The organism is Streptomyces sp. NPDC043876, assembly GCF_056435825.1.
In genome coordinates, this window is the sequence record NZ_JBWKDV010000020.1 from 1 (window position 1) to 24,185 (window position 24,185).

Here is a 24,185-nt window from a genome sequence, read left to right on the forward strand (position 1 = left end):
CCCTCCAGCCAGGAGTTGGCGAGGACGGCTGCCCCGCCGTGGCCGGGCCCCCAGACGCACAGGGCTTCCAGCGAACGCTCCTTGATCACCCGGTTCAGGTGGGTGTGGACGAAGTTCAGGCCGGGTGCGGTGCCCCAGTGGCCGAGCAGCCGCGGCTTGATGTGCTCCGGCCGCAGCGGTTCCGTGAGCAGCGGGTTGTCCAGGAGGTAGATCTGGCCGACGGCCAGGTAGTTCGCGGCGCGCCAATGCGCGTCCAGCTCCGCGATCCGGTATGTGGTCACACGTACTCCTTCGAACCGCAGGCCGGTGGCGGGCGTCGGCTGAGCCGATGCCTGCAACCCTGTGCTGACGCGCCCGCAGGAGGGAAGGGCAGGACCGGCCCCTGCGCGGGGGCCGGTCGGCCCCTTCTGCGCCGTCGGCACGGGGCGCAGCGTGGGCCGTCGGTCGTACGCCGGGCACGTGTCGCGGGGCGTCGACCGGTTTCGGCACGGAAGGCGGGAGCGGGCTCCTTGCACGGTGACGACACTCGGAGGAGAGCGCCGCATGGGCTCCACAGGCCCCGATAGGGGACCGTCCGGCCCTGTGCTCGCACCACCCGGCGGGCACAGCCTGGGCTGGACGCCCACTGGGCCTCCGACCGAAAGGGTGTGGCGATCATGGGAAAGACGACAGCGGACGCGTCCCGGATCGAGGTTCCCGCTGCCCGCGGCGACCTCGGACGACGCGTGACCGCCCGCCGCGAAGAGCTGGGACTCGCGCGCCGAGAACTCGCGGAGCGCTGCGGGGCTTCCGCGTCGTACATCGCCTATCTCGAGGAACGGGCGGCGGCGCCCAGCATGGGCATGCTCGTCCGCCTCGCGGACGGGCTGAGGACGACGGTTGCCGAGCTGACCGGGAGAACGACGGACAGTCCCCCCGGCAGGGGCACCGCGATGCGTGACTCCGAGCTGACGGAGCTGGCCGAGGCCGAATGCCACCGCCTGCTCTCCACCCACGGCATCGGCCGGGTCGGGCTCTTTGGCCCGGAAGGACCCGCGGTCATCCCCGTCAACTACGTCGTCGTCGGAAGCGAGATCGCGTTCCGCACGGCGGCCCACTCGCGGCTCGCCGGGGCATCGGGGACCGAGGTCGCCTTCGAGGTGGACCACATCGACGACGCGATGCGCAAAGGCTGGAGCGTCATGGCCGTCGGCGAGCTGTCCGGCGTCACGGATCGGGAGCGGATCAGCCACCTGCACTCGGTCGCCCGCTCCCTCCCGTGGGCCGGCGGACCCCGCACGCACTGGATGTCCATAACTCCCACCCGGATCAGCGGCCGCCGTGTGGGATCCGGGTGATCGCCCCGCATGCCGTCGTGTTCGACACCGACGGGGTCCTGCTCGACTCGGCGCGGTTGCACGCCGCGGCCTGGAAGACCGCACGATGCGATGCGGTCGGCTGATCAGCGCGGGCAAGGCCCGTGCAGCGCGCTTCCCGGCCGTGCGTCATCGCGTGTCACTTTCCTCGGCGCGGTGATGCTGCGGACGGTGCCGGCCAGAGTCGGCGGGATGCTGTGCGACGAGGGCGTCGAAGAGGTCCCGGGCCCCGGCCATGGCCCTGAGGTTCTCCTCCGTGCTGCCATGGCCGTGGGCGGCTCTGTGCAGGCCGCGATAGCCGTCGACATGCTGCGCGTGGTGGACGGAGAGCGCAGCGAGCCGCTCTTCGAAGGGGCCGTCGACCGGAAAACCCCGGTCCGACGTCAACCGTGCCAGCAGTGCGTCGGCCTCGAAGACCGCTTCCTGCGGCGCGACGACGAACTGCCTTTGTATCTGGGTCCATTGGGCCGCGTACCCCTCGCGGGAAGCCGGCGATAGCGGCAGTTCCCTGACGGAACCGTGCCGCTTCAAACGTTCGCCGAGTTCTCGGTCAGCGGCCTTTGTGTCGCCTTCGTGGCGGGTCACGAGGCGTTCGTACTCGGGGCCGAAGCGCCGTTTCAGGCCGCGCCCGGTCCGGTGGTGGCCGAGTGAGGCCAGAAGGACGGCCGTCACGGCGATGAGGGTCGCGGCGACGAGGGTCACGATGATGATCAGGTACATGGACATGGCGGTCACTTGACCAAGTCGGCGAGGGGTTCGGTACCGTCGATGAAGGCGCCGGCCAGCTCGGACAGCCGCCGGTTGTGCTCGCGGGCGTACCTGCGAAGTGCCGTGAAGGCCGCCTCCATGCCGATGCCCTGGCGTTCGGCGAGCTTGCCCTTGGCCTGTTCGATCAGCACGCGGCTGTTGAGGGCGAGCTGCAACTGCTCGTTGAGCACGGTGCTCTGCTGGGAGGAGCGCTGTTGCAGGAGGCTGATGGTGGCGACGTCGGCCAGTGCCTGGGCGACGGGAGTGGCGGCCGAATCGAAGGGGCCGGGGAGGTCGCGGAACAGGTTCAGAGCTCCGACGACCTCGTCCCGCAGACGCATCGGCAGGGCCTGGACCGCCGAGTACCCGCTGTGGCGGGCCTGCGCGGCGAAGAGCGGCCAGCGGGCGGTTTCCGTGCTCAGGTCCGGGATGGTGACGGGTGCGCCGGTGTGGAAGCACTCCAGGCACGGGCCTTCGGCGTTCTGGAGCTGGAACAGTTCGAGCAGGCGGACTTGCTCGTCGGAGGCGGCCATCACGCGGAGTTCGCCGCCTCGGCCGGCGAGGAGTACGCCGGCCGCGTTCACATCGAGCATGTCGACACATCTGTCGGTCAGCATGCGGAGGAAGTCGATCAGGTCGAAGTCCGCGACCAAGTTGTCCGCGAGTTCGACGAACGCTTTGGCGAGGAGCTGCTCATTCATCGTGTACACCTTCTGTTGTCAGGCATCGTCGGCGCCGTTCCGTTTCTCGAATGCGTCCCGGTCCGGCGAGAACCGCAGCCTGCGGGCGACCACGTCGGACGCGACCTCGGCGAGCCCCCGTCCGTGGGCGTAGGCGTGGGCGCGCAGGCGGACGAACGCCTCCTCGATGTCCGCACCGAGCTGGACGGTGAGCATGCCGGTGGCCTGATCGACCTCCGCCCGGTAACTGCCGAGCTCCTCGAGCGGCCCGCCTGCCGGATCGATCCGGGCCCCGAGGAGCACGAGCGTGGCGGTGTCCGCGAACACCATGGCATCGGCCAGTTCCGCGGCGTCCCATTCGACCGGTACGTTCGAGTAGAGGTCCAGCACTCCGGGGCTGATCCCACCGATCCGCAAGGGGAACGCGAACACCGCCACCGCACCGGCCGAGACGGCTTCGACCGCGAACACGGGCCATCGCAGCCGTTCCCCGTCGGATCGCAGATCGGGCGCCAGGACAGCCGACCCCAGGGCGAAGGCATCCAGGCCGGGGCCCTCGCCCAACGTGAGCTGGAGTTCTTCGACCCGTTCGCTCACCAGGTCGGTGGCGCACAGGGGGTGGCCGGCCGAGGCCCGGGACATGGCCGACACTCCTGCTCCGTGGATCGGAAGCACGGCCACCGCAGCCGTGCACACGTCCATCACGGCGATCCTTTCGCCGCGCCGGGCCGCCTCCTCGGCCACCAGCACCCGGATCCTGGCCGCCCGGCCACCCGTCACAGCCGTGGCCCCCGGGAGCCGGCCGGGAGCCCCGCGCGGGATGTGGGAGCCGCCACCCCGAGGGGCAGCACCAGCGCCCGGAGCAGAGCCGTGCCGGGCGGCCTGTGGATCTCACCGACCTCGTGCCATCCCCAGGACCGGAAGGCCTTTAGGCTCCTGACGTCGGACCTGGGCACCAGGGTGGCGCCGAGCGACGCGCCATGGCCGTCCAGCAGCCGCTCCTGCAGCCGTCGACCGAGTACGAGGGCCTGCTCGTGCGGGGCGACCACGACCTCGGAGACGGCGAAGACGTGACCGGAGGCGGTGAGCTGTTCGATGTCCTGCGGAAGGGGCTTGAGCAGCCCTCTCCACCAGAAGCCGTCACGCCGCAGCGGGAAGCCGAAGGCGCATCCGAACAAAGTGGCCCGCTCCGCGACCACCATGGCGAATCCGGGCTGCCGCACATCGCTCGTGAGGCGGTGCAGGAAGGCTTCCCGGCTGCTGTGGGCCGTACCCGCAGCCGGGCGGGAGGACTCCACGTACAGGTCCGCCACGTCTTCTTTGAGTCCCTCGGCCTGCCATCGGTTCAGCCGGCGCAGGCGGACCGCGGTCATGTCGTCGGGACCGTACGGAGCCCCGCGGCGGTTCCTCTGTAAACGCCCCAGCGGAGACGCGTCCGTCACAGCACACCGCCCAGGGCGGCCGGGGCGAGAGCGGGGAGGTCACCGAGCAGGAAACCGGAACGCGTGAGGTCGATGATCCGGACCAGTACGGGCGGCGGGTTGTGCAGCCTCAGCGTTCCTCCGTCCGCCGTGATGCGCGACCACGCGGAGAGGAGGACGTCCAGGCCACTGCAGTCGCAGAAGGTGACGGCGGACAGGTCGATGTCGATGGTGCGGACGCCGTCGTGCAGGCATCGCGTCAGGGCGGCGCGCAGCGGGTGGACGGTGGACACGTCGAGCTCACCGGCGGGGGCGATCAGTACCCGCTTGTTGTCGTCGTACCCGTGGGCATTCGGATCGGGGACACGCATGGTGGGACGCCTCGGTTCGGGACCAGCCGGGCGGTGCCGGTCGGCGCCGGACTTACCGGCTGTTCCGGTCACTTCCCGGTGCGGATGTGCGCGCGGCGGGCACGGCCGGTCCGCAGCCTGCGTTTCAGGATGGGGACGAACCACGCCCTCGGTTGCGCCGGGCCGGCGGATCGTGAGTCCGGGCCGCGACGCGGAGATGTGCCAGGCAACGCGCCGTCAGGGTCTGGAACGGGGACGTTCTGTCCGTAGCATAGCCGGGAGCCGGTACCGCCGGAGGGGTGCAAGCAGGCCTCTTCTGGCCGATTGCCGACCGGCGCAGGGGCGCACCGACGCGCGCCCCATGGTGAGGCGCAGGCGCAGAAACGATCGCACCTGCGGCTTTGGCGTATTCGGACAGTGCCGAGTCGGTGTCCTGCGCATGAATGCTGCCGTGATCTGCCCGATCCCCAGGAGGGACGTGTCCAGTCCGGCGCACCGTTCACGGCTCCAGCGCGGTCCGCGTCCACACCCGGCCGAGGCGGGCCCGTACTCCACCTGTGTGACCCTGCGCCGTTGTCCGCACTGCGTCCCGCACGCCCGTGTAAAACTCGGTCCGGTCCCGTCCGGGGTCGTCCCCTGCCGGAGGTCCCGTGCTGCGCAGCCGCTCTTCCGTCCGCTCAAGGACAACGGCGGCGGCCGTTCTCGGTGTGGTCCTCGCCCTGACCGCGGCCACCACCCGGGCGGCTCCCGGCCCGGATCCGGTGCCGGTACCGCGCGCGACCGCGGTCGCCTCAGTCCCTGGCAGCTCGACGGCCCTGTCCGGATACGCCATCCAGTCGGCGGCCAAGACGACCGACCCGGCCGAGGCCGTCTCCCGGCCGGGCTACCGGACCGTCGGCTGGTACCCGGCCGGCCCCCGCTCCACCGTCCTCGCGGCGCTGCTGGCCGCGGGCGTCCATCCCGACCCCTTCTACTCCACCCGCCAGAAGCGGATCCCGGCCGCGGACTTCGCCGTCCCGTGGTGGTTCCGTTCGGACTTCACGATCGCCGACACCACTGCCCGTACGTACCTCGACTTCAGCGGGGTGATCTCCGCCGCCGACGTGTACGTCAACGGCCGCCGGGTCGCCGGCGCCGACACGGTGGCGGGCGCCTACACCCGGCACGAATTCGACGTCACCGGCCTGGTCAGGGCGGGCACCAATACCGTCGCCTTGCGGATCCGGCCCAACAACCCGCGCAAGCAGCTCACGATGGGCTGGCTCGACTGGCTCCAGCCGCCGCCCGACGAGAACATGGGCATCGTCCGCGATGTCACCGTCCGCCGGGGCGGGCCGGTCGCCCTGCGCGACGTACACGTGGTGAGCGCCCTGGACATGCCCTCGATGGGCTCAGCCGCACTCACCGTCAAGGCCCGGGTGCGCAACGACTCGGCTGCCACCGTCGTCACGACGGTGTCCGCGACGGCCGGTCCGGTGACCGTGAGCGGCAGTGTCACCCTGGCACCACGCGAGGTGAAGACGGTCGTCTTCTCCCCGGCCACCCATCCCGCCCTGCTGCTGCGCGCGCCGCGCGTGTGGTGGCCGGCCTCGATGGGAGGACAGCCGCTGTACGCCCTCGACGTCACCGCGACGGTCGGCGGCCGGACCTCCGACGCCGCGCACCAGTCCTTCGGCATCCGCGACGTACGGGCGCCGCTGAACGCCGACGGGGACCGCCAGTACCGGATCAACGGCCGCCCGCTGCTGGTCAAGGGCGGCGGCTGGTCCCCCGACGAGTTCCTGCGCTGGGACCGCACCTACGTCGAGGACCGCCTCAAGTACGCCCTCGACCTCGGCCTGAACACCCTCCGCCTCGAAGGGCACATCGAACCGGACGAGTTCTTCGACCTCGCCGACCGGTACGGCATCCTGACACTGCCCGGCTGGGAGTGCTGCGACAAGTGGGAGGGCGAGGTCAACCGCTTGGGCAGCGGGGAGCGGTGGACGGCCGCCGACCACCTCGTCGCCAAAGCCTCCATGGCCGCCGAAGCCGCCCGGCTGCGCCACCACCCCAGCGTCATCTCCTTCCTGATCGGCAGCGACGCCGCACCGAACGCGGAGATCGAGAAGGGGTACCTGGAAGCGCTGGCGGCCGCCGACTGGACGACCCCGGTGGTCCCGGCCGCCTCCGACGCCTCCGCGCCGGTCACCGGTCGCTCCGGCATGAAGATGACCGGCCCCTACGACTGGGTCCCGCCCGGCTACTGGTACGACAAGCGGGACGGCGGCGCCACCGGCTTCAACTCCGAAACGAGCGCCGGCCCCTCCGTCCCGACCCTCCACACGCTGCGCCGCATGCTCTCCCCGGCCGAGCTGGAAACGCTGTGGAAGGAACCGTCAGCGGCTCAGTTCCACCGCTCGCCTTCGGCGACGTTCTCGACGCTGAAGCTGTACGACGCCGCGCTCGCCGGCCGCTACGGACCCCCGACCGGTCTGGAGGACTACGTGCGCACGGCTCAGCTCGCCCAGTACGAGAACGTCCGTGCGCAGTTCGAGGCGTATTCCCGCAACGCCAAGGATGCCTCGGCGCCGTCGACGGGGGTCGTCTACTGGATGTTCAACAGCGGCTGGACCTCCCTGCACTGGCAGCTGGTGGACCGCTACCTCGACCAGGGCGGGGCCTACTTCGGCGCGAAGAAGGCCAACGAGCCACTGCACGTGCAGTACGGGTACGACAACCACTCGGTGACGGTCGTCAACAGCCGAACCACCGCGGCCACCGGGCTCACCGCCCGGGTCACCCTCTTCAACACCGACGGCACGGCGAAGTACGACAGGTCGGTCAACGGCCTGAACGTCGCGGGCGGTGGCGCCGGCACCACCGCACTGAACCTCCCCGCCTCCGTCCCCGGCCTGTCACCCACCCACCTGGCCCGACTGCTCCTCACCGACGCTTCCGGTCGCGAGATCAGCCGCAACGTCTACTGGCTCTCCACCCGTCCGGACGTCCTCGACCACGCCCGCACCGACTGGTACCACACGCCCACGACCTCCTTCGCCGATCTGCGCGGCCTGCGCACGATGAGCCAGGTGCCCGTCACCGCAACCGGATCGACGACGGACAGCCCTTCCGGGGTCTCCACGACGACCGTGACCGTACGCCACGCGGGCACAGGCGCCACCCCCGCCCTGCTGACCGACCTCCACCTGGTGACGGCCCACGGCGCACCCGTCCTGCCCGTCCGGTGGAGCGACAACCAGGTCAGCCTCTGGCCGGGTGAATCGGTCACCCTGACGGCCACCTACCGGACCGCCGACCTGCGCGGATCCCTGCCTCACCTGCGGATCTCCGGCTGGAACACCCCCACCTCAACGATCCCGGCCGACTGAACGGTATGACCACCCGCACCCCAGGAGCCCCTCATCGGCTCCACGTCGACCCACGACCTGGTTTCCGGCTCCTGAAGTAGCGGCGGGCCGGTCAGTCAGGCTGCGGAAGGACCTGAGCACGTCGCCGTCCTTGCGCGGGACGCCGCCGACGCGGCTTTCCAGCTCCGGCTCGGTGCTCGACAAAGGGACCACTCGGACGCCGCCTCCGTGCAGGCGGCCCGAGAGGAGCACCAGCACCTCACCACGGCTATCGCCGCGTACGTGACCACAGCCCGTGCCCACCCTGAACGGTGACAGCACAGGGAACTGACTGCAAGTCAGCCCCGCTACCCCTGAACAACGTCACCGGGACCTCTGACGTCCACGTTCCGCCCGCCGCGAAGCGGTATCAGCTGCCCATTCACGGGACGGGAACGGACCACCAGGGCAGGGTGGCCACCTCCCAAGGGGGCGGCGTCAAGGTCCGGCGGCGCGAGGTACAGAGCCGGACGTCCTGTGGCCGCCGGTCACCAATGGCCGGGCGCATGACCTGTACGACCGCCCTGCTCAGCACCACTCTCGTGGGCGGCGCCCACACCTACGACCGGAAGGCTGTATGCCATGCCCTCAACAGGCAGAGGGAACACCCCGCGCAGGACCTCTTCGCGAGCCTCGTCTGCGCCTGTGCGTCTGAGGGTTCTTCGACAACCACGGTGTCCCGGTGAGCTGGACGGACAACCGGCTCACGGCCGAGAGCCCCGGCGCAGGCGCCGCGCAGGTCGACTGCGACGACTTCGGGCACATCACCGAAGCCGAAGTGACCCTGACCAGCCTCTCCTGGCACTCGCGGGGCGCAAATGGGGGAGCACCGGTTGCGCGAAGCGCCCTGTTGGTGCTCCTTGTTGAAGTTTGGGGGCGAGTGTTCACGCGTTGGTATGGAGCACTGCGAGCAGCACCGTTTCGTCACTCAACGCGTCTGCTTGGCTTCGTTTCGTGACGCCAGCCGGTGGTTTCCTGTGCTCCTCTCTCGGCTGGCGGCGCGGACCATCTCGCCCGTTCTCCCCGGCCGACGCTGCCCTCGGCAGCGTGTTCGTGGCCGAGAAGGAAGCAGACACATGCGCACTTCCACCAACCGTTCCAGCCGAGTCGTCGCGCTCGCTCTCGGCGCCATGACGTCACTGGCGGTTCTGTCCGGCACTGCCGCGGCCGCCGGCATGGACGCCCCCTACGCCCGCGCCGCCGCGAAGGTGAGCGGCACCGGTTCGGTCCTGGCATCCAAGAACGTCGCCGCCGTCTCCCGGGGAACCGGCACCAGCCAGGCGGGCGTGTACTGCGTCAGGGTCTCGGACTCCAGCATCGACCTGGCCAGCGCGGCGGTCCTCGCGACGCTCAACAACAGCCGGGGCGAGATCACCGCCATCGGCTCACCCCACGGCTACTGCGGCAACGCCACCGACACCATCACGGTCGTGACGAGCGACAGCAGCGGCAACTCCGCGGACAGGCCGTTCACCGTCGCTGTGCTCTGACCTCGCCAACGCTGCCGAATCCCAGCGCGGGCCCCACCCAGGGTGGTGGCCCGCGCTGTCGTACGTCCGGGGCGACAGCGCCGCCGGTGCGGCGGTCAGTGCGCGGCCGTCGCCGCGGGGATGTCGACGCGGGCGGCCCGGCGGGCCGGCCAGAGGGAGGCGAGCAGTGCCGCGGCCAGGGCGAGCAGTACCCCGAGGGCGAGCTGTCCCCAGGGGATGACCAGGGCGTAGCCCGCGACGCTCTCTTGGAGGGTGCGGCTCAGCGCCCAGCCGGTGAAGACGCCCATGACCGTGCCGACGGCTGCGCCGAGGGCGCCGATGAGCAGCGCCTCCATCCGGATCATCCGGGTCACTCCGGCACGGTCCAGGCCGAGGGCGCGCAGCGTGCCGATCTCCTTGCGGCGTTCGAACACGGACATCGCGAGGGTGTTGGCGACGCCAAGGGTGGCGATCACCAGGGCCATGGAGAGCAGGGCGTGGAAGAGGTCCAGTTGGTCCCCGATGCCGCTGGTGTTCTCGGCCCGGATGCCGTCCCGGTCGAGGACGGACAGGGTGGGGTTGTCGCCGAGCGCCCCGGTGACGGCCGCGAGCGCGGCGCGCGAGGGGCCGCCGCCGGTGGCGACGACGATCGAGTCCGTGACGGGCGCGGCATCGTAGTGAGTGACCAGGGCGTCGGGGGCGGTGATGCTGGGCAGCAGGTTGCTCTGTTCGTCCGCCCGGTAGACGGCGCCGATGGTGACCTCGCCCCGCCGGTCCCGCCGTTCCAGGGGCAGGGTCTGGCCTACCTTCCAGCCGTTCGCCCGGGCCTTGAAGTCGGCTACGGCGATCCGGCCCTCGGAGAGGCTGTCGAGGGAGCCCTTGCTGACGTCGTAGCGCAGGAGCCGGCCGATGGTGGCGGGATCGACGCCGGTCAGGACCGAAGAGACGCCGCCGATCCGGTAGTCGGTGGACTGGTCGAGCGGGCTGTAGGAGGCTCCCGGCAGCTTCTTGAGGAGGGCGGCGGTCTCGGGGGTCATCCGCCGGCCGCCCGGGGCGGCTTTCACGAGGTAGTCGGCGGTGAAGTCGCGGGTGGTGGCGCCCTCGAGGTACTGGGTGGCAGAGGCCCCGAGGACGGAGAGGCCCGAGGCGAGGGCGATGGCGATGGCGAGGGCTGCCGCGGTGGCGCCCGTACGACGGGGATCGCGCACGGTGTTGCGAGCGGCGAGGTCGCCGTGCACCGGGCTCAGCCGGACCAGCAGCGGCCGGAGCAGGGCGGTGAACGGCCGGGACAGCAGCGGGATGAGGAGCGTCGTCCCGGCCAGGGTCAGGGCCGCGCCGAGTCCGATGACGGTCCGGGCGTCCGGGCCCGGGGTCAGGGCTCCGTACAGCGCGGCGGCGGCGCCGGTGAGCGCCAGCGCGGTGGCGACGCCGGTACGGGCGGAGCCGGTCCGCGCGGGCGCGGCGGGCTCGGCCGCGCCGAGGGCGGCGACGGGAGCGATGGCCATGGCGCGGCGGACCGGAACCCAGGCGGCGAGCACGGGCAGGGCGGTGCCGACCGTCAGCGCGGTGAGCACGGTGGCGGGAGAGAGGACCAGCGGGGCGGCGGGCCCGTCGGCGGGCGTGAAGAGGGCTTGGAGCAGGGCGGCGACCGCGGTGCCGGCGACGACGCCGGCCACGGAGGCGATCAGGCCGACCAGGACGGATTCCGTCAGCAGGATGCGGCGCACCTGCTTGCGGGAGGCGCCGACGGCCCGCATCAGGGCCAGCTCCCTGGTGCGCCGGGAGACCAGCATGGTGAAGGTGTTGGAGATGAGGAAGGCGGCTACGAACAGGGCGACCGCCGCGAAGCCCAGCATGATCTGGCTCATGGTGTCGCTGTCGCTGGAGGCCAGGTTCGCCTGGAGTTCGGCGAGCCGGGAGCCGGTGACAGCGGTGGTGTCCTTCGGCAGTACCGGTTCGATACGCTCCGCGAGCCGGCTCACGTCGGTACCGGGGGCGGCGGTGATCTCGATGTTCGTGTACCGACCGGGCCGCAAGAACAGCCGCTGGGCCGTGGCATCGGCGAACAGCGTCAGGCTGCCGCCGGGGGAGAGCTTCGAGGCGTCGGTACGGAAGACCCCGCTGAGGGTGTACGAGGCCGCGCCCGCGGCCGTACCCACGCGCAGGGTGTCACCGACGCGGTAGCCGCCCTTGACGGCGGAGGCCTCGTCGAGGGCGACCGTGTGCTCGCCGGCCGGGCCCGCGCCCGCGGTGAACCGGTAGGCGGGGTCCCTTCCGTCCTTGCCGGGGGCGAAGTTGCCTCCCTCGCGCGAGGTGGCGCTGCCCAGGAGCCGGCCTTCGTGGTCGGCGACGGCGGCGAAGCCCCCGACCCGGCCGGCGACGGCGGCGACGCCGGGGACCTCGGCCAGGGCAGCTGCGGTGCGGGCGTCGAGGGTGGTCGGCGGGGCGCCTGGGAGGGTGTTGGCCGCGACGTTGAGGGAGACGCGGTCGTAGCCGGCGCTCGCCCGGTCGACGGCGGCCTGTTTCAGACTGTCGCCGTAGACGAGGCTGCCGGTGACGAAGGTGACCCCGAGCAGGACCGCGAACACGGTCATCAGCAGGCGGGCCTTGTGCGCGAGCACGTTGCGCAGGGCGGTACGGAACATGGGTGCGGATCCTGGGGGAGGGCTCGGGGGAGGTGAGCGGGTGGCTGGAGGCGGAGCGGGCCCGGAGCGGACCGGGGGCCGGAGCGGCAGGGGCCGGGGTGCGTCAGCTCGTGTGCGAGCGGGCGTCGAAGGCCTTCATGCGGTCCAGGACCCGGTCCGCGGTCGGCCGCGCCATCTCGTCGACCAGACGGCCGTCGGAGAGGAAGACCACGCGGTCGGCATAGCCGGCGGCGACGGGGTCGTGGGTGACCATGACCACGGTCCGGCCCAGTTCGCGCACCGACTCGCGGAGGAAGCCGAGGACCTCGGCCCCCGCACGGGAGTCGAGGTTGCCGGTGGGCTCGTCGGCGAAGACGATCGCGGGTCGGGAGACGAGGGCCCGGGCCACCGCCACGCGCTGCTGCTGCCCGCCGGAGAGCTGCCCGGGGCGGTGGCCGAGGCGGTCGGTGAGGCCGGTCATCGTCACCAGGTGGTCCAGCCACTGCCGGTCGGGCGTGCGGCCGGCGAGGGTCAGCGGCAGGGTGATGTTCTCCAGGGCGCTCAGTGTGGGCAGCAGGTTGAACGCCTGGAAGACGAAGCCGATCCGGTCCCGGCGCAGCCGGGTGAGCTGCTCGTCGTTCAGGGTGGACAGTTCGGTGGTGCCGATGCGGACGGAGCCGGAGTCGAAGGAGTCGAGCCCGGCGGCGCAGTGCATCAGCGTGGACTTGCCGCAGCCGGAGGGGCCCATGATCGTGGTGAACTCGCCCTCGCGGAAGGAGACGCCGACCTGGTCCAGGGCGACGACGCGGGTGTCACCGCTGCCGTAGACCTTCGACAGGCCGGTGGTGGCGGCCGCGATCCCGGCCGGAGCGCGGAGGGCGGGCGGGGTGTGCGGGGCAAGGGGGTCGGCGGTCACAGTGGCTCCTCTTCGGGTGCGGACGGGTGCACTCCGAAGGGTGTCGGGGGAAGGTATCGGGGCCCGGACCACCGTGTTCCGGCGCTCGCTCCGTCGCGTATCGGTTCTGTAGCACCCGAGCCCGCGGCCGGCGCCCGAGCCCGAGCCGAGCCCGCGGCCGGAGCCCCCAGTGGTCGGCGGAGGTCAGTCCGGCAGGCACAGCGTGGCGACGGCGCCCCCGTCGGGAGCGTTGCCGAAGCGGAGTTCCGCGCCGAGCACCCCGGCCTGGCCCAGGGCGATGGTCAGGCCCAGGCCGTGACCGGCGCCGCGTTCCGCCCGGCCCGTGTGGAAGCGCCGAGGCCCTTCGCGCAGGAGGTCCGTGGGGAAACCGGGGCCGTGGTCGCGTACGACGACGCTGCGGCCCTCGACGCTGACCCGGACCGGAGCGTTCCCGTGCCGGTGGGCGTTGACGACGAGGTTGCCCACGATCCGTTCCAGCCGGCGCGGGTCGGTCTCCACGGTCCCGGCCCCCGGGGCGACGGCGACCTCGGTGGCGAGGCCGGTGCGCATCACTGCCTCGGAGACGACCGCGCCGAGCGGGACCCGGGCGTGGACCGGCAGTTCGGCGCCCGCGTCCAGCCGGGAAATCTCCAGGAGGTCCTCGACCAGCCCGCGCAGATCGCGAACCCGGGCCCGCAGCAGGTCCTCCGTCTCGCCGCCCGGCAGCAGATCGGCGGCGGCCAGCAGACCGCCGACGGGCGTGCGCAGTTCGTGGGCCACGGCGGCGGTGAACCGGCGCTCGTCGCGCAACCGCCGACCCAGGGTGTCGGCCATGAGGTCGACGCTGGCGGCGATGTCGTCCACCTCGTCGCGGCGGGCGGTGGGCCCCGTACGGGCGTCCAGGTCCCCGGCGCAGATCCGGCCCGCGGTCTCCGAGACCCGGCGCAGCCGGCGGCCGAGCACGCCGGATCCGTAGACCGCCACGGGGATGGCGGCGGCCAGCGCGATCAGCGACGCCGCGGCCATGGTCAGGTCGAGCCGGTACAGGTCGTGGAGCTCCGGACTCATGTTGACGCGGACGGCGAGGACCGGGCTGTCCGGGCCGCCGGTGCGCTGGGCGGCCCAGAGGGACGGCCCGAGGTTCCCTTCGACGTGCCCGTCCGAGGCGGTGTGCCGGCCGGCGTCGACCGGGCCCCGCAGTGCGGCGGGCAGCTCGGCCGGGTCGAGTTCGGCGCCGTCGATCAGGGTGCCGGTGCGCCGGTAGGCGTCCATCGCGGTGTACACGGTGTTGGAGGCGCGCATGGCGGCGCGCTCGCGGATGTCCCGTGCGGTCCACAGGTGTACGAGGCCGCCCACCGCCGCCGAGACCAGGCAGGCCGTGGCGGCGGCGAGTGCGGCGATCTTCCACCGGAGGGGCACGCGAACCGGACGCGGCCGGCCGAAGGGGCGCACCGGGCTCAGCGCCTGAGTTTGTAGCCGAAGCCGCGGACCGTCTCGATCCGGTCCCGGCCGAGTTTCCCGCGCAGCCGCTGCACGCACAGGTCCACGACCCGGCTGTCGCCGTCCCAGCCGTAGTCCCAGACGTCGCGCAGCAGGGTGTGCCGCTCCAGCACGATGCCCGGGTGGGCGGCGAACTCCAGCAGCAGCTTCAGTTCGGTCGGGGTCAGCGCCACCGGGACCCCGCCGACGGACACCTCGAGGCCGCCGGTGTCGATGGCCAGGTCACCGAAGACCAGCAGCGCCGCGCCGGACGGCGTCGGCGTGTCGGCGCTCTGCCCGGGCGGCGGGGAGGGGGGATAGGTGGCGCGCCGCAGCAGTGAGCGGATGCGGGCCACGAGGACGCCCGTCTCCACGGGTTTGACCACGTAGTCGTCCGCCCCGGCCTCCAGGCCGGCGACGATGTCCAGCCCGTCGCCGCGGGCCGACATCATCAGGATCGGGACCAGGCTGCTCTCCCGGACCCTGCGGCACAGGCCGATCCCGTCGAGTCCGGGCAGCATCACGTCCAGGATCAGCAGGTCGAAGCCCTCGTCGCGGAAGGACTCCAGTCCCGTCAGCCCGTCGGCGGCGGCCCGCACCTGGTATCCGTAGCGCTCCAGGGCGACGGCGAAGGACCGGCGCATCAGTTCGTCGTCCTCGACCAGCAGCACGCGGACGGGTTGCGCTGCGGCGGGAGACGGGGCGGCGGCGGACACGGCGTACGGCTCCTGTTCGGCGGAAACGGTGGACACGGGTATCTGAAGACCGGAAGTCCTGAAAGCAACGATATGGCCTCGGTCGCCGCCGTTCCCCCGGCGAGGGGCCCGTGTACCCGAACCGATGGACGGTCGAGCGCTCCCCGATACCCGCCGGATACAGAGGAGCCCGCCTCTCCTGAGGCCGGCGGGAGTCGGGTGACTACCGGCCCCAGGCCTGGCGTGGATCCGCTGGGTCAGTGCCCCGCTCGTCGAGCGGGCATGGCCGGTCGCGCCCCCGTCGGCGTCAGCGTGACCGAGCACGGCCCGTTCGGCTCACAGCGCGCACAGCGCCTGGTGCGTTGGGGCAGTGCCGGGGCCGACCGCATCACGTGCCCCGGCGCCTTCCGGCGGAACCGGTCGCGACGACGGCCGGTACCGCCTCGTAGGCTGCGTTCATGAATGAGACCCAGACGCCCCGCGACGCCTTCGCGCTGCTCATGGCCGGCAACCAGCGCTTCGTCTCCGGCACCCCCGATCACCCGAACCAGGACGCCACCCGCCGCACCGAGACCGCACCGTCCCAGCAGCCCTTCGCCGTGCTGTTCGGGTGCTCCGACTCCCGGTTGGCCGCCGAGATCATCTTCGACCGCGGCCTGGGCGACCTGTTCGTCGTCCGCACCGCCGGGCATGTCGCCGGTACGGAAGTGCTCGGCAGCATCGAATTCGGCGTGAGCGTCCTCAACGCGCCCCTGGTCGTCGTCCTCGGCCACGACTCGTGCGGCGCCGTCGCCGCGGCCTGCTCCGCCCTGGAAGACGGACAGACTCCCCGCGGCTTCGTCCGGGACGTCGTCGAACGGGTGACCCCGAGCGTGCTGGCAGCCCGCGCCGCCGGACGCGAGACGGCCGAGGAGATCTTGGCCGAGCACATAGAACACACCGTGGACCTGCTGCTCGAACGCTCCCGTGTGCTGGCCGAACGGGTCGCCGACGGCCGCCTCGCCGTGGTGGGACTGTCCTACCGGCTTGCCGACGGCAGTGCACAGCTCGTCGCCACCCGCGGCATCGACGCGGCCGTCCCCACCGGGTCCTGACCGTCCCGGGCGTAGCCGCTCACCGGGAGGGCCGGGGCCCCGCGGCCCGCAGCAGCCGGTTGGCGATCGCCAGCCCCAGCCCCTCCTCCAGCGGCAGGGACGCGATGATGAGGTCGCACCCTTGCTGGTCGAGCTCGCGCAAGAAGCCGTACAAGCCGTGCGCGTAGGCGTCCATCGAACCGGGGACCGTCACCACGGCGTGCGCCTTCACCGGGACGTCTGTGAAGGAGGCAGGCACAAGGACGCCGACCTTGTGCCCCAGCCCTTGTGCGAGCTCGGCCTCGGCAACGACCGTCTCCGGCTCGACCAGCACGACCCGCGCACGCGGTGCGTAGTGTGACGGGTGCTGGCCCGGTACCCGGACATGACTGGTCAAGGGCACCGCGATCGAGCGCCCCAGCACCGCTTCGAGATCCTCGCGCGTCACGCCGCCGGGCCGCAGGATGCTCGGGATCTCGCCCGTGACATCAACGATGGTCGACTCGACGCCGACCTCGCACGACCCGCCGTCGAGCACGAAGTCGACGGCATCACCCAGTTCCGTACGGACGTGCTCGGCCGTGGTGGGGCTGACCGAGCCGAAGCGGTTGGCGGACGGGGCCGTGACGCCGCCACCGAAGGCCGACAGGAGCGCGAGGGCGACAGGGTGGGCGGGCACGCGTACGGCGACCGTCTCCAGCCCACCCGTCGCTTCCAGGGGCACCCGGGAGCCGCGCCGCAGGACCAGGGTCAGCGGTCCCGGCCAGAAGTGTTCGGCCAGCACGCGCGCAGTCGCAGGCACGCTCTCGACCCAGTCGTCCAGATGCTCCGCGGCGGCGATGTGGACGATCAGCGGGTGGGAGGGCGGACGCCCCTTCACCTGGAAGATGCGAGCGACGGCGGCAGGGGACTCGGCGTTCGCGCCCAGACCGTAGACGGTCTCGGTCGGAAGGGCCACCAGACCGCCCGCGCGCAGCACCTCGGCCGCCTGCTCGATGTCACTGGTCGTTGCCATCGCCATCGCAATACTCCACTGTTGCGCTCCCACGTCCATGACCTCGCCGGCAGCTGCCGACAAGACCGCGCACGTCCTACAGCCCTCATTGTGCCGACCCGGTCCGGTGATCCCTCTGCGGGATGCACCCCTTCGCGAGCCGGCCCCACCGGCCCCGGCTCGCAGCAGTGCGCGGGGCTTGCACGACGATCCAGACCTGTGCGCCAAGTTTCCCCAGCAACGGGCGAGCTGACCAATCCGGAGGCAGCCCGGGCTCGAATCACTCACGAGGAGATTTCTGTGAGGTGACCCCGTGACTGACGAAGAGTTCGAGCGGCTCATGGTGCAAGCGCGGGCGGAGGCACGCCGAATCTCCTTTCCCGCCCCCGCCAGCGACGATGACGCGGAGTACGCCTTCCACCCGCAGCATGCCGAATTCGGGGCATCGGCCCACTGACGCGAATGCCATCTACCAGCCTGCACAGCCGGGGGACAGCCCGGTGGTCGGGGCGAAGTCCGCGGAGCGGGCACCCCCCTGCCACGGACGTGGCGCAGCGCAGCCAGTTTCTCGCGCGCTCGCTGTTGGAGCGGTCTTTTGTCGGGCCCCGGCGTGAGATGGACGCCGACGTGCCGAACCTGGACGGCTCCGGCACCGCATTCTTCACCTTCTGGCCGAGCGCGTTCGGGACATTGAGTACGACGGCGGTCCGCTCTCCCGCCCGTCTGGGTGCTGTCACGTTTCTGCGGTGAAATGCCGCCCCCAGGCGGGTGAGTGTGTGCGAAGGGACCTGCCGGTCCTGTAATGGCGGCGCTACAAGCCGAGTGTGATCAGAACCCTGCTGCGGAGCTCGTCCGCGCTCTTCCTCGCCGTTGTGTCCCTCCTTCCCGTCCCCGCGTCCGCGGCCGAGGACCGGCACGGGGCGGTGCGCCCCGACCCTGTCGTCTTCGTCCATGGATGGAACTCCGACGGTTCGACCTGGAGGATCATGGCCGACCGTTTCCGGGCGGACGGCTGGCCGGCCGGTCACCTCGACCCGTGGACCTACGACGCCACACGGTCCAACGCCACCACCGCCGCACGGCTGGCCGAGGAGATCGAGCGCGTCCTGGAGCGCACCGGAGCGGCCAGGGTCGATGTCGTCACCCACTCGATGGGCGCGCTGTCCTCCCGCCACTACCTCAAGAACCTCGGTGGCACCGCCAAGGTCGACGCGTGGGTCTCCCTGGCGGGACCCAACCACGGAACCGACGCCGCACGCTGGTGCGGCGGCGCCCCCTGCACGGAGATGCGCCCGGGATCCGACTTTCTGAGCGCTCTCAACTCCGGTGACGAAACCCCCGGATCCCTCCGCTACGCCACCTGGCGCTCACCGTGCGACATGGTCATCAGCCCAGGCAGCAGCGTCGCCCTCAATGGTGCGGTCAACAACACGACCGGCTGCCTGGGCCACAGCGACCTGCAGGCCGACCAGACGGTCTACGAAGAGGTCAAGAAGCACCTCCGATAGACAGCGCAGCACTGCGGAAACCGCCCGCCTCCGGTACCAAGGACGAGGGCGTGCCCTCGGCTCCAGAACGCCGACAGCACTGGCCAATTCGAGACGGTGGTGGGCGGCGCTGTTGGTTGTGTGCGGGGTGGGCGCAGCGCGGTTGGTGGGACCGGGGTTGCCAAGACCGGAAAGACCGGTCGGGTAATGGAGCCCGCAGCCGATGCGATCCCCCTCGATCCGGGCTGGCGAAGACCGCGCGGGAGGGAGCCGCGGACGGGGACGGTCTCAGTGCGGGAGACGGCCCAACGGCCGCGCAGACAGATGCCGGGCGGAACGCCCGGCGGAGACTGCCGCGGGGTTCGGACGTCACCGACATGTGATTCGGAAGCGCTGGACCTGCTCCAGGTCGACGACGCGCCATTGAGCCGGGTCGAGCCCCCCTTGATGAGGCTCAACGCATCCTCCTGAGCTTCTACGCGGTAGGCCGCATCATGGCGTGTGCCGGCCCGGCAATGGTCATGTCGACAACGGCCTCGGTAGCCGTCGGCGGCGACCGTACGAGCGCGCTCGCGCTGCTCGTCGAGGCCGACGAGTTCGTCGAACGCCGCCCGCAGGCCCTCGGCAGGCTCTTCACCCTCAACGGCCACCAAGGCCAGGGTCGTCGTCCGCAGTCCTGCGGGGTAGTGACCGCGGCCCCGCCACGTCCCCGCATATCCCGTTGGAGGACGGGGCGGGGCTGCTGGTAGCGTCCGTCTGCTGGTCACCGGTAGGCGACACAGCGGTTTACAAGGGGGGAACAGTGGCAACTCGTCGTGCACTGCTGGCCTGTGCCGCAGCGCTGGCCGCCGGCAGTCTCGTACTGGGCGGCACCACTGCCGCGCACGCGGACAGCGGAGTCACCGGCATCACGGTCCAGGAAGCTCACAACGACTGGACCAACAACGGTAAGATCGTCCTGGCCTTGACCGCGCCGAGCGCCGTCAAGGACGTCAAGGTCAGCCTGTACTCGATGGCAACCCAGCAGACCGTCGCCACGGTGGGGAACTTCGAACTGACCTCCGGCACCGCCGAGAACGGTACGTGGAAGAACCGCGGGCGCATCCAGTTGCCGGACCTGGGCAACTACCGCATCGACGTGTCGGCCTCCGACGAGGGCGGTGACACGCTTTCCGCCGCCGGCGCGGGCTATTTCTCCTACGCCGTGCAGACGAACATGAAGGACACGAAGGTCGACCGCACCACGGTCGATTACCAGCACCGCAGCGTCACCATCAGCGGTCACCTGATGGGCCAGTGGCCGGGTTCCGGCGCCATCACCCCGATGGGCGGGCTGACCGTGGCGGTCAGCTCGTACGTGGAGTACGCGGAGGTGACGACCGCTGCGGACGGCAGCTTCTCCGCCACGCTCCCGGTCACCGACCAATACCAGAACGGCATCGAAGCGGCCTTCCAGTACGACCCGAACCACATCTTCTACAACCATTCCTCCTCGAAGACCTTCCCGATCACGGTGAAGAAGACCGCCACCAAGATCGTCGAGACTCCGAGCGAGCGGAAGGTCCCGTTCAAGGGCACGGTGAACTCGACCAGCGCCACCCTGCTCTGGAACTCGCCCACCGGCTGGCAGCCGCTGGCCGACAAGAAGGTGGCCTCCAACTCCTTCGGCGACTTCGTCGAGCGCACCACGGACGCAGGCGGCAACGCGCTCTTCCCGGCAACCCAACCGCTCTGGAGCAACTCCCCGATCGCGGTCGGCTGGCACAGCGACGACCTGTTCCTGGCCGACGCCCGTGCGAGCGTCGACATCATGGTCGTACAGCCCGCCGCGTTCCGGTCCCTCACCGCGACCCGCTCCGATGCCGCGACCGTGGAGATCGGCGGAAGCATGAGGTTCGAAGGCAACTCGACGCCGGGCACGATCCCGGTGAACATCCAGTACTCCGCCACCGGCAAGGGCGGCTGGACCACCGTTGCCACCGTGCCGGATGCACGGTGGAACGGTGAGGGCTACGCCTTCTCCACCACCGCCCCGCAGACAGACGCGGGATACTGGCGTGCGACCTACACCGGCGCGCCGCAGTTCGAGAACGCCGTGAGCCAGGTCGTCTACGTCGCCGCTCCCTGACGGCCTCCCGCGCCGGTCCGCAGCCCCCGTGGCCGGGGCCCGGTCCGCGAGCACGATATGACGACGGCCCCGCCTGCGGTTGGCGAATTCGAGGGGTCGTGGCAATACCGCTGGTCATGCAGCTGTTGTGAGGAGCTTGGCGAGGCGCTCGGCTGGGGTTTCCCAGTCGAGCGCATTACGTGGGCGGCCATTGAGTTCGCCTGCGACGGCGTCCAGGTGCTCGGGGCGGTGCTCGGGGCGGTGCCGGGGGTCGGTGGCCATGGGGAAGTGCCGCCGCAGCAGTCCGGCCATGTTCTCGTTGGACCCGCGCTGCCAGGGGCTGGAGGGGACGCAGATGGTGGACCGTTGCACTCATGCCACGCTCACCGTGCTGGTAGTTCAACGAGCCAGCGAGATACGCCGGTACAGCAGTGGAGTATCTCCTCCCCGTGGCAACCGGCTGGCACCTCACCACGGATGTCACCGTCACCAGCCGGTCACCGTCCCGGATTCATCACGGTCCACCTCACCACTAACCCACCAACTCACCGGTGACCGCTTCCACCGGCCGGCTACGGGGCCAGCACCGACGGACGAGCGGACCGACGGACGTCCGTGCAGCCGCGCGCTCGTCCAGTACATGGTCACCCGTGTCGGTCACCGCGATCCAGGCCCCAGCCTCCCGGTCATCGAGCGCCTTCGTTTCCGAACGCGCCGGAGGAAGGCTGGCTTGGTTGATGTCCGTGGACAGCGTTTGTCGACGGTTTCCGGAAGTGGTTGGTGATCAACCAGACCCGGGATGTGGATGAGACGAAGGCACTGTGGATGCGAACGTGGGAACGGCCAGTCACCCGCAGGTGGCTGGCCGGCGAGCAGGTGGTGGCAGCGAGAGCAGCCTTGATGTTCGTGTGGTCCCGACAGGCGTTTAATCACTTGACCCGGCCCGTACGGTTTTCGGGTGAAGGACTCTCTGATCAACGAACTCCGCACCGCGTATGACGCCCAGCTCCGTGGCGTCACCCCGCCTGGCGGCAGTACCCGAATCGAAAATGACGGCCCGTTGACCCGTGTCGTCGGGTGGCACCGCGGCTTCGTCACGGGCCCACGCGACCTTGGTGTGCGCGGGGCAGAACTCGACACGCTCATAGCGCGGCAGCGCGACTTCTACGCTGCCCGCGGTGAGGCGGTCGAATGGAAGACTCGCGCCCATGATCTCCCCGCCGACCTCACCGACCGCCTCACGGCGGCCGGCTTCGTTGCCGAGGACAGCGAGACCGTGCTCATCGGGCAGTCCGCAGCCTTGGCCGCAGACCCCGTCCTGCCCAGCGGCGTGACGCTCCGCCGTGTCACCGCCAGGTCAGACCTTCAGCGCATCGCCGCTATGGAGAGCGCCGTCTGGGGCGAGGACTGGGGCTGGCTCGCCGACGACCTGGCCGCCCGGATCGAGAACGCCCCAGAGAACACCATCGTGCTCGTCGCCGAGGCACGCACCGAAGTCGTCTGCGCCGCCTGGCTGGTGTTCAAGGACGGCATCGACTTCGGCGGCCTCTGGGGTGGCTCTACGCTCAAGGAATGGCGCGGGCAGGGAATTTACCGGGCCATGGTCGCTCACCGAGCCCGACTCGCGGCTGCCCGCGATGTCCCCTACGTCTACGTCGACGCCTCAGCCGACAGTGCCCCGATCCTTACCCGCCTTGGCCTGCACGCGGTTACCACGACGACGCCCTACGTGTGGTCGCCCTGAGATCAGTCGGCCTTGGCCGGCTCTTCGACTCGTGCGCGGGCGCTGGCGAGGCGGTAGGAGTAGGAGTCGGTGCCGGTCTCGATGATGGTGCCGTTAATGCTAAGGCGGTCGACGATGGCCGCGCAGAGACGGGGGTCTGTGAAGGTCGCTTCACATGGAGGGTGCGCATTGCGGCGCGCCGGGCTGGGGAGGCCGAGCCGCTTCGGCCTGTCACACCTGCTGCTTCCAGTAGGCCGCCCAGGCTCGCGCGGCGGCGATCGTCTCCTCCAAATCCGTCGTGCCGTCCTCCTGCAGGTGCTCCCAAGAGCGCGCTTCAGCCTCGGTAAGGACTCGGACCGCCTTGCGAGGGGCGTCGGCAAAGGCGGGGATGGTCTGCGCCCATCGGGCGGCCTGCTCGACCGTCTGCCTTCCGTCGAGGACGAGCCGAAATCCCCACAGCGCCGCGTCGATCCACGCTGGGCCGCGGATTGCCCATGCCCAGTCGATCAACCAAACCCGGCCTCCCCGGTCGACCATGAAGTTGCTGGCGGCCGGGTCGGAGTGCACGAAGCGGTCACCGATCAAGAACGGTTGGTCGGACGGGGCACAGTAGTCACCCCACCGCTCCCACGCCGTCCGTCGCACCACCTCCGGAGCAGGGAGCAGGCTCAGCTCGCGCAGAACGGCGGCGACCGATTCCAGATGGTCACCGTCGTCACCAAAGTAGGTCCATGCCGAGGCGTTGAGGCCCTCGAAGCACAACAGAAGCCAACCACCCGCCTCCTCCTGCCACAGTATCCGTGGCGCGCTGAGGGGAAGGAACGAGTTCACTGCCGACTCGGCCCGCAACTCGTCGACCCTCTCGTGGTCCAGCGGCAAGCCCTTGATGAAGACCATCCCGTCGCCCGACGACGGCCAGAACCAGGAGGCGAGCGCGGAGCTGGTGCCATTCTCCACCGCCACGCTCTGGCATCCTTCTCCCACTCGGTCCGCGATCGTCTGCCGGGTCGCCTCCGGCAGCGCTTCGAACGGGAGACGATCAACGCGCATGACCGTCAGCGCCTGCGCTGCTGGGGGTTATTCGGCGGGAACGGCGGGTTCTTGTCCGGGCGGGTGGGAGCGGTATCCGGCCTCGGCTTGGGCGGATTGGACGTGGGGCGGGTGGACGCCTGGACGTCTGGCACAGCAAGTGTCATGGCGGGGAAGTTACCGCCAGCCGGTCATCCGCCGCCGGGCGTTGAACGGATTGGCCGAGAACGGCCCGTCGAGCCTTCTCGGGCTAGCCGCTCGCGCAGAGGGGATCTCTATGGCCTGTGTGCTGACGTGATCAGCTGTTGGGTTTTGCATTCCTGGTGGGTGGGATCCGGTAGGCCTGTGTTGGTGACGCGCATAACTCCGCTTCCGGGTGCTGCTGCGGCATCGTCACCCTGGGGCCTTCCGCGGTTTCCGGGGACCGAGACAGCCGGAGGGACACCATGGGTCCAGGGTGAGGGTGAGGGTGAGGGTGAGGGTGTGGGCGAGCGGGAGAGGTGGACGACGGACGAGTTCGGCGCCTGCCCCGAGGGTGCGGTAGGCGTTCTCCTGCAGGACGGCGCTGTGCCCGCTTCCGTGTACTTCACCGGACCGGACGCCTGATCCTGGCTGGCCCCCGAGCTGACAGGATCACCCAGCTCCTGCGGATCAGCGGCATGGACGCG

Annotated in this window: 22 protein-coding genes and 3 pseudogenes; 11 read left to right on the forward strand and 14 right to left on the reverse strand. The window is 70.8% G+C overall.

Features of this window, described 5'->3' with window-relative positions:
- Window positions 1-281, reverse strand: a 281-nt coding sequence (locus AC0693_RS36585; protein ID WP_478804303.1) for a phosphoketolase family protein, incomplete at its 3' end; no start/stop codon positions are given.
- A 375-nt stretch (window positions 282-656) separates the two neighbouring features.
- Here AC0693_RS36585 and AC0693_RS36590 point away from each other — a divergent pair.
- Window positions 657-1,337 (forward strand): helix-turn-helix domain-containing protein, encoded by a 681-nt coding sequence (locus AC0693_RS36590; protein ID WP_478804304.1) that lies wholly within the window; start codon window positions 657-659, stop codon window positions 1,335-1,337.
- Window positions 1,328-1,420, forward strand: a pseudogene (locus AC0693_RS36595) (hydrolase); the annotation flags it as partial. The gene AC0693_RS36590 and the pseudogene AC0693_RS36595, both read left to right, overlap by 10 nt.
- 64 nt (window positions 1,421-1,484) lie before the next feature.
- Here AC0693_RS36595 and AC0693_RS36600 read toward each other — a convergent pair.
- From AC0693_RS36600 to AC0693_RS36620, 5 genes are all read right to left on the reverse strand, one after another.
- Complete coding sequence (locus tag AC0693_RS36600; protein ID WP_478804305.1) at window positions 1,485-2,081, reverse strand: hypothetical protein; 597 nt, start codon at window positions 2,079-2,081, stop codon at window positions 1,485-1,487.
- 5 nt (window positions 2,082-2,086) lie between these two features.
- Window positions 2,087-2,803 carry a GAF and ANTAR domain-containing protein gene (locus tag AC0693_RS36605; RefSeq protein ID WP_478804306.1) on the reverse strand — a complete coding sequence of 239 codons (717 nt, stop codon included), beginning with the start codon at window positions 2,801-2,803 and terminating at the stop codon, window positions 2,087-2,089.
- An 18-nt stretch (window positions 2,804-2,821) separates the two neighbouring features.
- Window positions 2,822-3,562 (reverse strand): GAF and ANTAR domain-containing protein, encoded by a 741-nt coding sequence (locus tag AC0693_RS36610; protein WP_478804307.1) that lies wholly within the window; start codon window positions 3,560-3,562, stop codon window positions 2,822-2,824.
- Window positions 3,559-4,155 (reverse strand): hypothetical protein, encoded by a 597-nt coding sequence (locus AC0693_RS36615; protein ID WP_478804308.1) that lies wholly within the window; start codon window positions 4,153-4,155, stop codon window positions 3,559-3,561. The genes AC0693_RS36610 and AC0693_RS36615 overlap by 4 nt, the downstream gene beginning before the upstream one ends.
- A 65-nt stretch (window positions 4,156-4,220) precedes the next feature.
- Window positions 4,221-4,574 carry an STAS domain-containing protein gene (locus AC0693_RS36620; RefSeq protein ID WP_469338420.1) on the reverse strand — a complete coding sequence of 118 codons (354 nt, stop codon included), beginning with the start codon at window positions 4,572-4,574 and terminating at the stop codon, window positions 4,221-4,223.
- Window positions 4,575-5,203: 629 nt separating this feature from the next.
- On the opposite strand from AC0693_RS36620, the gene AC0693_RS36625 reads away from it, so the two are divergent.
- Both AC0693_RS36625 and AC0693_RS36630 read left to right on the forward strand, forming a co-directional pair.
- Complete coding sequence (locus AC0693_RS36625) at window positions 5,204-7,924, forward strand: glycoside hydrolase family 2 protein (RefSeq protein WP_478804309.1); 2,721 nt, start codon at window positions 5,204-5,206, stop codon at window positions 7,922-7,924.
- A gap of 1,094 nt (window positions 7,925-9,018) precedes the next feature.
- Window positions 9,019-9,432: a hypothetical protein gene (locus AC0693_RS36630; RefSeq protein ID WP_478742374.1), complete on the forward strand. Its 414-nt coding sequence runs from the start codon at window positions 9,019-9,021 to the stop codon at window positions 9,430-9,432.
- Between the two features lie 95 nt (window positions 9,433-9,527).
- On the opposite strand, the gene AC0693_RS36635 is transcribed toward AC0693_RS36630, so the two are convergent.
- The 4 genes from AC0693_RS36635 to cseB all read right to left on the reverse strand — a co-directional run bounded on the left by AC0693_RS36635 (window position 9,528) and on the right by cseB (window position 15,125).
- The gene (locus AC0693_RS36635) at window positions 9,528-12,056 is read right to left on the reverse strand and encodes an ABC transporter permease (protein ID WP_478804310.1); all 2,529 of its coding nucleotides are present in this window, start codon (window positions 12,054-12,056) and stop codon (window positions 9,528-9,530) included.
- 103 nt (window positions 12,057-12,159) lie between these two features.
- On the reverse strand, window positions 12,160-12,951 hold the full coding sequence (locus AC0693_RS36640) for an ABC transporter ATP-binding protein (RefSeq protein ID WP_478804311.1): 792 nt from the start codon (window positions 12,949-12,951) through the stop codon (window positions 12,160-12,162).
- Between the two features lie 183 nt (window positions 12,952-13,134).
- A complete protein-coding gene (locus AC0693_RS36645; protein ID WP_478804312.1) occupies window positions 13,135-14,349 on the reverse strand; it encodes a sensor histidine kinase in 1,215 nt (404 codons plus the stop codon).
- Between the two features lie 38 nt (window positions 14,350-14,387).
- A complete protein-coding gene (gene cseB, locus AC0693_RS36650) occupies window positions 14,388-15,125 on the reverse strand; it encodes a two-component system response regulator CseB (protein ID WP_469338535.1) in 738 nt (245 codons plus the stop codon).
- A 437-nt stretch (window positions 15,126-15,562) separates the two neighbouring features.
- Here cseB and AC0693_RS36655 point away from each other — a divergent pair, with 437 nt between their 5' ends.
- Window positions 15,563-16,198 carry a carbonic anhydrase gene (locus AC0693_RS36655; protein WP_469320198.1) on the forward strand — a complete coding sequence of 212 codons (636 nt, stop codon included), beginning with the start codon at window positions 15,563-15,565 and terminating at the stop codon, window positions 16,196-16,198.
- Between the two features lie 19 nt (window positions 16,199-16,217).
- On the opposite strand, the gene AC0693_RS36660 is transcribed toward AC0693_RS36655, so the two are convergent.
- On the reverse strand, window positions 16,218-17,192 hold the full coding sequence (locus AC0693_RS36660; protein WP_478804343.1) for an L-threonylcarbamoyladenylate synthase: 975 nt from the start codon (window positions 17,190-17,192) through the stop codon (window positions 16,218-16,220).
- 292 nt (window positions 17,193-17,484) lie between these two features.
- Here AC0693_RS36660 and AC0693_RS36665 point away from each other — a divergent pair, with 292 nt between their 5' ends.
- From AC0693_RS36665 to AC0693_RS36685, 5 genes are all read left to right on the forward strand, one after another.
- Window positions 17,485-17,628 carry a hypothetical protein gene (locus AC0693_RS36665; protein ID WP_478804313.1) on the forward strand — a complete coding sequence of 48 codons (144 nt, stop codon included), beginning with the start codon at window positions 17,485-17,487 and terminating at the stop codon, window positions 17,626-17,628.
- A gap of 89 nt (window positions 17,629-17,717) precedes the next feature.
- Window positions 17,718-17,921, forward strand: coding sequence for a hypothetical protein (locus AC0693_RS36670; protein WP_478804314.1), 204 nt, complete (start codon window positions 17,718-17,720; stop codon window positions 17,919-17,921).
- A gap of 77 nt (window positions 17,922-17,998) precedes the next feature.
- Complete coding sequence (locus AC0693_RS36675; RefSeq protein WP_478804344.1) at window positions 17,999-18,679, forward strand: esterase/lipase family protein; 681 nt, start codon at window positions 17,999-18,001, stop codon at window positions 18,677-18,679.
- A gap of 500 nt (window positions 18,680-19,179) precedes the next feature.
- Entirely contained in the window at window positions 19,180-19,407 is a 228-nt protein-coding gene (locus tag AC0693_RS36680; protein ID WP_478804315.1) for a hypothetical protein, read from the forward strand.
- A gap of 53 nt (window positions 19,408-19,460) precedes the next feature.
- The gene (locus AC0693_RS36685; protein ID WP_478804316.1) at window positions 19,461-20,786 is read left to right on the forward strand and encodes a hypothetical protein; all 1,326 of its coding nucleotides are present in this window, start codon (window positions 19,461-19,463) and stop codon (window positions 20,784-20,786) included.
- A gap of 114 nt (window positions 20,787-20,900) precedes the next feature.
- On the opposite strand, the pseudogene AC0693_RS36690 reads toward AC0693_RS36685, so the two are convergent.
- Window positions 20,901-21,119 (reverse strand): annotated as a pseudogene (locus tag AC0693_RS36690) (IS30 family transposase); the annotation flags it as partial.
- A 604-nt stretch (window positions 21,120-21,723) separates the two neighbouring features.
- On the opposite strand from AC0693_RS36690, the gene AC0693_RS36695 reads away from it, so the two are divergent.
- Window positions 21,724-22,509, forward strand: a complete 786-nt coding sequence (locus AC0693_RS36695; protein WP_478804317.1) for a GNAT family N-acetyltransferase — start codon at window positions 21,724-21,726, stop codon at window positions 22,507-22,509.
- A 2-nt stretch (window positions 22,510-22,511) separates the two neighbouring features.
- Here the strand turns inward: AC0693_RS36695 and AC0693_RS36700 are convergent.
- Window positions 22,512-22,655: pseudogene (locus AC0693_RS36700) on the reverse strand (IS21-like element helper ATPase IstB); the annotation flags it as partial.
- 64 nt (window positions 22,656-22,719) lie between these two features.
- Window positions 22,720-23,451 carry an aminoglycoside phosphotransferase gene (locus AC0693_RS36705; RefSeq protein WP_478804318.1) on the reverse strand — a complete coding sequence of 244 codons (732 nt, stop codon included), beginning with the start codon at window positions 23,449-23,451 and terminating at the stop codon, window positions 22,720-22,722.
- Between the last annotated feature and the right edge of the window lie 734 nt (window positions 23,452-24,185).

Coding starts and splice junctions, on each gene's coding strand:
- AC0693_RS36635 (WP_478804310.1), bottom strand. CDS start 12,056: ATGTTCCGTACCGCCCTGCGCAACGTGCTCGCGCACAAGGCCCGCCTG.
- AC0693_RS36615 (WP_478804308.1), bottom strand. CDS start 4,155: ATGACCGCGGTCCGCCTGCGCCGGCTGAACCGATGGCAGGCCGAGGGA.
- AC0693_RS36660 (WP_478804343.1), bottom strand. CDS start 17,192: ATGGCAACGACCAGTGACATCGAGCAGGCGGCCGAGGTGCTGCGCGCG.
- AC0693_RS36590 (WP_478804304.1), top strand. CDS start 657: ATGGGAAAGACGACAGCGGACGCGTCCCGGATCGAGGTTCCCGCTGCC.
- AC0693_RS36630 (WP_478742374.1), top strand. CDS start 9,019: ATGCGCACTTCCACCAACCGTTCCAGCCGAGTCGTCGCGCTCGCTCTC.
- AC0693_RS36680 (WP_478804315.1), top strand. CDS start 19,180: ATGTCGACAACGGCCTCGGTAGCCGTCGGCGGCGACCGTACGAGCGCG.
- AC0693_RS36605 (WP_478804306.1), bottom strand. CDS start 2,803: ATGAATGAGCAGCTCCTCGCCAAAGCGTTCGTCGAACTCGCGGACAAC.
- AC0693_RS36600 (WP_478804305.1), bottom strand. CDS start 2,081: ATGTCCATGTACCTGATCATCATCGTGACCCTCGTCGCCGCGACCCTC.
- AC0693_RS36620 (WP_469338420.1), bottom strand. CDS start 4,574: ATGCGTGTCCCCGATCCGAATGCCCACGGGTACGACGACAACAAGCGG.
- AC0693_RS36655 (WP_469320198.1), top strand. CDS start 15,563: ATGAATGAGACCCAGACGCCCCGCGACGCCTTCGCGCTGCTCATGGCC.